The organism is Nitrosomonas sp. (assembly GCF_043753625.1).
Lineage (GTDB): Bacteria > Pseudomonadota > Gammaproteobacteria > Burkholderiales > Nitrosomonadaceae > Nitrosomonas.
Genome location: NZ_JAYUWI010000150.1, coordinates 1 through 9,013, shown reverse-complemented (window position 1 = coordinate 9,013; position 9,013 = coordinate 1). Strand labels below are relative to the sequence as shown.

Sequence of the window (9,013 nt, the reverse complement as noted above, 5' to 3'; positions counted from 1 at the left end):
TTTTGGTGTTAATTCACATATTTATGTGCACCATTTTACCAAAATATTAAATACTATCCAATTAGAACAGTTAGTTATACTTTTTTAGTAAGCTCTAGATAGGCCTTGTGGGTTTTGCCGTTGCCGGGTTCCAGCTGCGGGTAGTGTCTCAGTTTGAATTTATAGCATCTTGAACTTGTTTGCATCAATGCTATCATAGCAGCATGAGTAAACGACCTAAAAATATGGATCTGAATCAACTTGCAAAGTGCATTGTAGATGAAGCTACTGGAGAGATTGAACCAGAGCCAGAGATAGACGAAAAGAAAAAAGCCGCCATTGAATCCGGGCGGCTTGGTGGTCTTAAAGGTGGCAAGTCTCGGGCAGAGAAGCTTACCCCAGAAGAACGGGCGGATATTGCAAGAACAGCGGCTGAAGCACGTTGGAGAAAGAACTCCTAAGCTGATTTTTCGTCAAAACCGTTCATTACATCAATTTCTTTTACATCCATCGTAAAATCAAGAACCAAGTTGATTGGAAGCTCTGATGAATGAGCATTGTTATAACAATCCACGTCTGTTTTTAGCTGATAGCAATCACCAATTACTTGTCGCCGTCTCTGTGCAAATGCTTTCTCCATATGAGATCTCGGGGCTGAATCTATATCTGCCCAAAATGTTAATTGTGTGCCTCCAGAATTAATTCTTACAGCATGTTTTGATCTGTAACGTCGCCCATTTTTATCAGTTCTATATTCTTCTCTTAATGCTCTTGAAAGATCATCTGCACACTGAGAAACTATATCAGCAGGGCGCGGTTTCCAAAGCCCTTTTTGTATTGCCTATTCCTGCATCTTGATATTCATTCCATATTCTTTGCATTTGTTCTGCATAGTTCATAGTAGTTCCTTTAAATATCCACAGGAAATGGTTCGCCCCATCCATCTTTTATCGATTCTTGTAATGCGAATTGACGTATTTTAACTAAGTACTTCCTAAATAATTCATACCTCTTCGTACGAGCATGTAATTGACCCACGACTAACCCAGGATGTACCTGCATAATTTTCGCGAAAGCAAGAACATCTTTTTCTGAGAAAAATGGAGATTTTCTAGCCACAAATGAATCCATTTCTTTTACTGGTGCACAAAAATCTGATGCTGCAGCATTTGCTATTTGTTCTTCTTCGTTTATCTCGTTATCTATATTCTCGAATATATCAGAGTCAATAATTTCTTTGGTTTTCCCATGTCCGCATAAAACATGCTCTATCTCATGCCGCAAAACAAACCAGAAATTATCAATGCGATCTTTTTGTAAGGACATTCCAATAACAGGGGATTCATTATTTAACCAAAAACATACGCCATCAATTTTTGAACCTGGAAGAGATTCAACGAGTATAAATCTCACGCCAGTTTCAGAAAGCATGCGCGGTATTTCTCTGATTGACTCTGGGTCAACTAATAAATGTTTTAACTTTATTGCAGCATTCCTTAATAATTTCTCGGAGTATTTTGCAGTAACAGATATAGATTTTGCTATTTGTTTAACACGAAATAGCCACGCCAATTGTTCAGATAGCACTTCATCGTAATTAGTTTTTTTTGCAGCATGATCGAGATGAGGAACATCGTTAATATTAGATACATTAAAGAATCTTGCCATTTGCGCTTCTAACATTACGGCATCCGTGTCTTCTAACCAGCCTCGTTTTATCATCTCTCTAACAGGGTACTGAGATTGAATGCGCGCACGTTTAGCAATCCCGGGGTTAGGGTCGCGTGCGTTAGCTAAATCAAATGTGCGTTGCAAATTTGAAAAAAGATCAGCAGGAACACAGAATGCATCCCCAAGTGCTTTAGCCATTTCAGGGCTGATCCCACGCTTCCCCGAAACAAGCATATTTATTGCTTGTTCAGGACAACCAAGAATAAATGCCAAGTCTCGTTGACTCCATCCTCTCTCTTCTATTTCTTCTTTAATAAATTCGCCTGGGTGAGGAACCCAGTTATCTTTTGTAGTAGTGTCCATCTTTAAGCCTTTAATTTTTTATCAAAATTTATTTGTGATAGTCTTCAATACAAATAACTGTGATCTTGTTGGGATTGCAATTTGTATCTATTTCAAATACTAGCCTCCATTGATCATTTAACCGTATTGATCTTTGTCCCTCTTTATCACCACTCAGCTTTTCGTAATGTAGGCTTTTCCATTCTCTAAGAGTTCTTTCGTCTGTTGCACTTCTCAAAAATACGAATTTTTTTCTGCATGATTTAATAATAGATACCGGAAATCCGCTTTCTGCAGCTCTATCCGTTTCTATTAATTCTAAGCTTTGGTCTTTGAGCTCTATTTCCATAAATAGATTATACAGACATAATATTTATTTGTAAATACATTACTGAACGTATAGCGTTAAACTGAACTATATGCTTGACTAACAATTATAAAAGTGTATAATTTCAACATGAACAAAATGCTTGAGGGTTGAAATGAACAAACTATCAATTGAAAAACGCGCAATGATACTAACGATGCTGGTAGAAGGTAGCTCAATGCGTTCAGTCTCACGCATAGCTGATGTCTCAATTAATACCGTAACTAAGTTACTTGTTGATGCCGGTATCGTTTGCGCTGAATATCAGAGCGAGCATTTAGTGAATATCAAAAGCAAGCGCGTCCAATGTGATGAGATTTGGGCATTCTGCTACTCGAAAGAAAAGAATGTGGCACCAGCAGATAAAGGCATTCTTGGTCATGGCGATGTTTACACTTGGACAGCTATTGATGCAGATTCAAAACTTGCTATCTCTTGGTTAGTTGGTCGCCGTGATTATGAATATGCTGAAGCATTCATCGGTGATCTGGCAATGCGCTTGAGTGATCGTATTCAATTAACAACTGATGGTTATGGCTGCTATATAAATACGGTTGAGCAGTTCTTTGGTGGCGCCATCGATTATGCAATGCTGGTTAAAATTTACGGCGAAGAAACCAAAGGACAAAAACGTTACAGCCCAGCATCATTCGTCAGCTCTGAAAAACGTGTAATGTCTGGCAATCCAGATATCGAGCATGTTTCCACCAGTTATGTAGAACGTCAAAACTTAACAATGCGCATGGGAATGCGTAGATTCACCAGATTAACAAATGGTTTTAGCAAAAAGATTGAGAATTTAGCTCACGCAGTAGCATTGCACTTTATGCACTATAACTTTGTTCGCATTCACAAGACACTCAAAGTAACACCAGCAATGGCAGCAGGTGTTACAAATACGCTTTGGTCTATGAATGATGTTGTTTCACTGATTGATGCTAAAGAAGCATCGAAAGATAGAAGCCGTGGCAAATACAAAACAAAATAATATCTCTAACTAACCTTCATTTCTTATCTGGCGAGGCTATATTTGTAACCGTTCCATTGTTATTTGTTATTTTTAAATCTTTTATTTGATCGCTAACAGAAGAATATTGAGATGAAATTTTTTGATCTAAACTACTAATATTCTTATCTATAGAGTTATTTATTAGGACGTAGGCTGCAAACAAAGCGGCCATGCCTGATGCAATTAGCCATTTGACGTCTTTATTTAAGTCACTATTAACAGTTAGAATTCTGTCGTCGATAGTTTTTAGATTATTTTTAATTTCATTAATGTTTGCATCAGTATGAGATATCTTTAATTCTAATAGCGCTATTATTTTATCCATATCATTACCACCTCCGTTTCCTCCACCACTTCCTCCTATTTCCCCGCCTGTTGTATCAGAAGTTGTTGATTCCTTCCATTTGTCATCATTATTTGTTACCAACCTAAGATCTGGCTTTCTATAAGTGTCATTTTGATGAGACATTTTTACTATTTGAAAATACCACTATCTTTAGTTATGTCGGTATCTAATAATTGCCTACTGAGCAAATCTCTTAAATTCATTAATGCTTGCCGTGATAGTGCAATCCTGGCTTTGTCTTCCCTGAAATTATCAAGATCTTCTGGATCTATAGTTAGTTTGTATATTAATTCAGTGGTTCCATTTTCTTCAGGTGTAAATTCCACAATATGTCCTGTTTCACTATTTATAGAAATAGCGTCAGAATAAAAAATTAAATAAAACAAGCCGTCATTTGTAGGGCCAGATATTGCTGCGCCGGTGGCATGATCACTTATAAATGACGGCGATTTGCGATGCGGTATCTTTATAGATTCCTGCCTATCAGGTTGAATTTGTAATTCACTATCATCGGTCATAACAGCACCATAAAAATTATTAAAAATATAATTTCTTCACTATGTCAGAATAGAATTATAACGTATGGCTTAGACATTAATAAATTTTCTTATGGATAAAAAATTACTCTTATTTCAAACTGAGACACTACCCAGCTGCGCTACCGGTGTTTCATCGGCGTGAAGCGTGTTACCCTGCAGAAGAAGCCGGGTTATTCCAATTACTGCTTCTATCTGTAATTGGAATTACTACGGAGTTGTTTATTGTCTAAATTTCAATTAGTGCAATTCAATACTAGTCAATGCAGGTGGTATAGTTTTCGGGGCAGGCCGAGGGCAGTCCGCCGGATGGATTGCTGTTTTGTTTGCTCCAGCTCAATACTTCCAGCACTTGTTTACGATAAGCAGGTTCCCGTACCCAGAAAATGTAGTTGACTTTTAGATGGTGCCGTGCAAAATTGAGCAGTTCCGAGACGGTTGGCTGATAGCCTGTATTATCCCACCGAGTATTCTCATAATTCGAACCCTCCACCTGAATTACCAGAGGCATTAGTCCAGAATTTTCACTATAGTATGGATAGATACCTTGTGGAGACCATCTATCCCCTGGAAAGTTTAATCCCGGATCTTCAATGAAAATATCTGGACAACCCAGTGCCGATCCCATTCCTTTGAGCTCGCCTACTAATGATGTCAGAAACGAACGCGGATGGTTTGCGAACTGGAATGTCATAGTATTGGGGAAGGACGCTCGCATCTTTTTGTTTAATACGAGCAGGTTGCTGTAATAATCATCTTTCTGAGTGCTGGTTTGCGGTTTTATAGGAAACCCCATAGAGGTTTCGGTCAAGCCGATACCTTCAAAGTACTCATGCGAATTAAAGCGTTTTCCCAATTCGCTAATTAATGCAGCCAGACGATCTCGTATCATGGGATTCCACAGCTTGATGTTGTTCCCTGTGATGTTGGAACTGCCATTATTACTAAAAGCGAATATGCCATTTTCGTAGATTGGATTATTGATCACGTAGTCTGGCACTAAATCTGTGTCAGCACCCCATGATTTTAGTTCTAATAGAATCATAAGCCGTTTATTTTGCGCGGCAAGTTCAGAAAGTCTCTCCTCAATGGATGAAAAATCATATACACCATAGGATTTTTCTAGCTCTACCCAACTATAACGCACTTGTATTCCGCGCAGAGCTGGTGTGTCATTCAGTTCACTATATACTTGCTCCAGATATGCAGGATTATTTTTACCCGAACCTACAAGTGTATAGTAGTGCCCTGGATGCCACTTGATTGATCCGGGCGGCTCAACGACAACGGCATGTGCTGTTTCGAAGGGAGTCCAAATCATGCTTATGATGAATAATATTGCAACTAATATGTTTTGCGTTTGCCTCATTGCCATGGGAAGATAGGTTCTATTATTGATCTTTATGGGATTAGTAATTTTCATGCAGAATACTCCTATTAAATATTGAAGATAAGTTCCTAAATTTTTTGTTAGAAGTGATCTTTTAACTATTACGGAATAAACATATCTATTCTCGTTAGAATAAAACCCTTCTTGGTATTACTTACCTTAAGAATTTGAAAATCGAAAGAAGTGGTGAAAATCTTCCTTTTCTGAAAATTAATTTAGTATTTTAAATTTCAGATTAATTTGAGGATAAATGAATGGAAGTGTGAAAAAATACCACAGATAAAATAAAAATGAAACAAATTTTCTTGGCAAAACAGCATAAAAAAGATGCTGCCTATTTTTTGTATATATCTATAACCAGATAATAGTTATAGATAAAATATAATTCTTACAATTAAACACTATCTCCAAAAATTACCTCACTATAAGATAAATTTGCTCCGCGGGCCCTGCACCTACCCCCGCGACAAGACCGCGGGGGTAGGTGCAGAAAACCAAAAACAGCGCGCTATGCTGACTTCAAAAATACAGACTATAATGCTCCCCGTGGTAAAATAACGGGGGATAACAAGTAAAAAATAACTTATAAAACATTAAATTACCTATCAATCTGGACGCCTCATTGCTTTGCGTAGCCCCTAGCCTAGGGCAACGTTGTTTGCTCCTATCAACTAGACAAAATGCGATACCGCCAGAAAAGCATCACTGATACATTATAAAGATAGGCCTATTGGCCATTGAGGAATGAGGGAAATATAATTCTTTCTAAATGAAAAGCTTAATGAATCAACCAGAAAAACTCAGAGTATTTAGTCATTTTCTACTTGTGACCTAATAAATATAAGTTTGTTTTCTAAGGTAGAAATACTAAATCTACCGATTATTGCTCTTAATCATTCAGTCCACCTTTTCCTTCTTTGGCAGAGGTATATTATGTCTTTAATCCGTTTACAGTAAGTGACATTCCACCCTACTTTTTAGGAGATATATCCTAAATCTGTCCCAGGTTATATAGAAATATTCCTCTATCCGATTAATTACGATCGACCGAAAATGTTAAAAAAGCATCATATTTCTGTTCGAAATGGTGATTAAAAATGCTAAGACGTCACAAGTACGATTCATCAATCGAATTTGTTTAGAACAGATTTGCGCTGATGCAGCTTGATCTCAATCATCCATTGCTGAAGCTTGCAGCAGCGATACCGTGGCTAGAATTTGAGGAATCATTTTCACCCATATGACATAGCTGCGACAGATGTGCCGAATAAACCGATCCGGTTGATGGTTGGGTTATTGATCCTGAACATTGCACCTAATATTCGACACTGCCGGCACGTGAAGAAAAGGCGAAGGCCAAATGAGCATTGAAGCGACTCAGAGCCATTACAGGTATTTGATGCGGAAGCTCAGAAGAGAACTGCCGCAATACTGTCTGTTTGAATGCTATCAAAGAGACTTTCTGCTGTATAAGCGAGTATTCCGGCAACTACAAAACCATAAAGACAAGATCTATTCATTGCACGAACTTCAAGTGTACTGTCTCGCTGGGGGAGAAGACCCCAAACAATTTGAGTACGGCAGCCAAACATCGATAGCCCGTACAGCAGAAGGCACCCTGATTGCCGGAGCTGTCAGTCACGAACAGAACCTGCATACAATCATACTCTACCGGAAATATTGCATCATGTTGAGATTTCGCGAGGGAAAGCTACCAAGCAGGTGGTATGCGATCGCGGCTATCATGACAAACGTGAAGTCAATGGAATATTGTTTGCGTTTCTTGCTCATGATCATGATCCTCTATAGTGTTCATAATAGAGCTTAACAACCTGTCTAGCTCCGCGGTACTACTTCACTTTGACAACCTATCCAGTTTCCAGTACATTTGTAGCAGATCCAAAGGGGTTTTTTGTCAATTATAAAAAAGGGCTGGCAGAGGCAGTTGAGAAACTATCTGCGTTGCCACTACGGTATAAAGAAAAACTCAGAATGTACATTTATCATGCATAGATTGTTAGTTTTCGCCTATTATTGCCTTGCATCGGCTATCTCGAAAGTTTCTCAGCGGCTTGCTAGTGCTATTGGTTTTGATCGACTATTGCTTAATTTTTAATATTCTCATGAGGTATCGCCATGCTCAAATACATTACGGTCGCGATAATCTTGAAGTTGTTTTCTCTCAATCCATCCACTAAGCGCGCTTATCGACTCATCGCGAACAATTTAGGGGCTCGTTCGAGAACAAACAAACAATTGCCGCCGCGCTATTTCAACCGCGCCAATACCCTTCTCGACCTGAATCATCGCTACGGCTTTCTCAAGCAGGGTGATAAAATACTGGAAGTTGGAACTGGTTGGTTACATTGGGAAGCCATTGTCATTCGGTTACTCTTTGACGTCCGATCCGTACTCTGCGACGTATGGGATAATCGTCAGCTTATCGCCTTGAAAGATTATATTGCTCAACTTGAGGGAATGCTCGATAAGTTAAGCGGAGACGATACGCAACTCGACCGCGCGAGGCGATTGATTCCCGAGATTAAAGCCGTGCAGTCCTTTGACGAGCTGTATCGACTATTGGATTTTACCTATGTGCTTGACAAAAGCGGAGAACTTGCTTCCTTCGAACAAGAAACTTTCGATTTTGTTGTTAGTTCTGATGTGCTTGAACATGTCCATAAGGATTCCGCCCTTTCGCTCGTGAAAGGCTTCGCTAACGTGCTCAAGCCGGGTGGATATTCGATGCACAAGATTGACATGAACGATCATCTATACTACTACTCGGACACCGTTTCTCCAAAACAATATATGCACTATTCAGACCGTACCTGGAAACGCTATTTTGAGAATGATGTGCAATATATCAACCGAATCCAGCTTCCCGAATGGCGCGCAATGTTCCATGACGCTGGGTTAGAACTAGTTCACGAGGAGACAAGACTGGAGGATTTGAAAGGACTCGAACTCGCGCCACTCTACCAGGATCTGTTGTTGAATGAGCAAGCCTGTAGCAATGTCATCTTCCTGTACCGCAAGCCCCTTTGAAGTCTGACAGTTAAATTCGGATCACTACTGTCCCATTAGTTAGAAAGAGTCACGTCCGGTTCAATCCTAACTAGTATCATAAGTTTTTGGACCAAATAAGATAATTAAGATATAGCTCATTGCAATATAATTTCTCCCAAATTACTAAAACTTGCCTGAAACATATATTGATACGCTTGCAATGACACAACCGATAGATCGAGTCAGTTTATAAGTGATATCACTACTGTCCCGTTAACGAGCAAGTACTGCGGCCCGATTCAGGCCTAATTGGTATAATAAGTTTTCGCATAACTTGTTGAAACAGCTAGGAGAATCAGGCCAT

The 9,013-nt window shown here is 39.1% G+C and carries 10 protein-coding genes; 3 read left to right on the top strand and 7 right to left on the bottom strand.

Features of this window, described 5'->3' with window-relative positions; all coding sequences use genetic code 11:
* Positions 1–203: 203 nt before the first annotated feature.
* Positions 204–440 carry a histone H1 gene (locus ACH10T_RS12660; RefSeq protein WP_394809625.1) on the top strand — a complete coding sequence of 79 codons (237 nt, stop codon included), beginning with the start codon at positions 204–206 and terminating at the stop codon, positions 438–440.
* Here the strand turns inward: ACH10T_RS12660 and ACH10T_RS12655 are convergent.
* From ACH10T_RS12655 to ACH10T_RS12645, 3 genes are all read right to left on the bottom strand, one after another.
* A complete protein-coding gene (locus ACH10T_RS12655) occupies positions 437–619 on the bottom strand; it encodes a hypothetical protein (protein WP_394809624.1) in 183 nt (60 codons plus the stop codon). The two genes, ACH10T_RS12660 and ACH10T_RS12655, sit on opposite strands and share 4 nt — an antisense overlap.
* Positions 620–888: 269 nt before the next feature.
* Complete coding sequence (locus ACH10T_RS12650; protein ID WP_394809623.1) at positions 889–2,013, bottom strand: helix-turn-helix domain-containing protein; 1,125 nt, start codon at positions 2,011–2,013, stop codon at positions 889–891.
* Between the two features lie 28 nt (positions 2,014–2,041).
* Positions 2,042–2,341, bottom strand: a complete 300-nt coding sequence (locus ACH10T_RS12645; RefSeq protein ID WP_394809622.1) for a type II toxin-antitoxin system RelE/ParE family toxin — start codon at positions 2,339–2,341, stop codon at positions 2,042–2,044.
* Positions 2,342–2,474: 133 nt separating this feature from the next.
* On the opposite strand from ACH10T_RS12645, the gene ACH10T_RS12640 reads away from it, so the two are divergent.
* Entirely contained in the window at positions 2,475–3,347 is an 873-nt protein-coding gene (locus ACH10T_RS12640; protein ID WP_394809621.1) for an IS1 family transposase, read from the top strand.
* Positions 3,348–3,363: 16 nt separating this feature from the next.
* On the opposite strand, the gene ACH10T_RS12635 is transcribed toward ACH10T_RS12640, so the two are convergent.
* The 4 genes from ACH10T_RS12635 to ACH10T_RS12620 form a co-directional block, all read right to left on the bottom strand.
* On the bottom strand, positions 3,364–3,837 hold the full coding sequence (locus tag ACH10T_RS12635; RefSeq protein ID WP_394809620.1) for a hypothetical protein: 474 nt from the start codon (positions 3,835–3,837) through the stop codon (positions 3,364–3,366).
* 5 nt (positions 3,838–3,842) lie between these two features.
* Positions 3,843–4,232 carry a hypothetical protein gene (locus tag ACH10T_RS12630; protein WP_394809619.1) on the bottom strand — a complete coding sequence of 130 codons (390 nt, stop codon included), beginning with the start codon at positions 4,230–4,232 and terminating at the stop codon, positions 3,843–3,845.
* A 274-nt stretch (positions 4,233–4,506) separates the two neighbouring features.
* On the bottom strand, positions 4,507–5,571 hold the full coding sequence (locus ACH10T_RS12625) for a glycoside hydrolase (RefSeq protein WP_394809618.1): 1,065 nt from the start codon (positions 5,569–5,571) through the stop codon (positions 4,507–4,509).
* Positions 5,572–7,308: 1,737 nt separating this feature from the next.
* Entirely contained in the window at positions 7,309–7,431 is a 123-nt protein-coding gene (locus ACH10T_RS12620) for a hypothetical protein (protein ID WP_394809617.1), read from the bottom strand.
* Positions 7,432–7,776: 345 nt separating this feature from the next.
* Between ACH10T_RS12620 and ACH10T_RS12615 the strand changes: the two genes are divergently transcribed.
* Complete coding sequence (locus ACH10T_RS12615) at positions 7,777–8,688, top strand: class I SAM-dependent methyltransferase (protein WP_394809616.1); 912 nt, start codon at positions 7,777–7,779, stop codon at positions 8,686–8,688.
* Positions 8,689–9,013 lie beyond the last annotated feature (325 nt).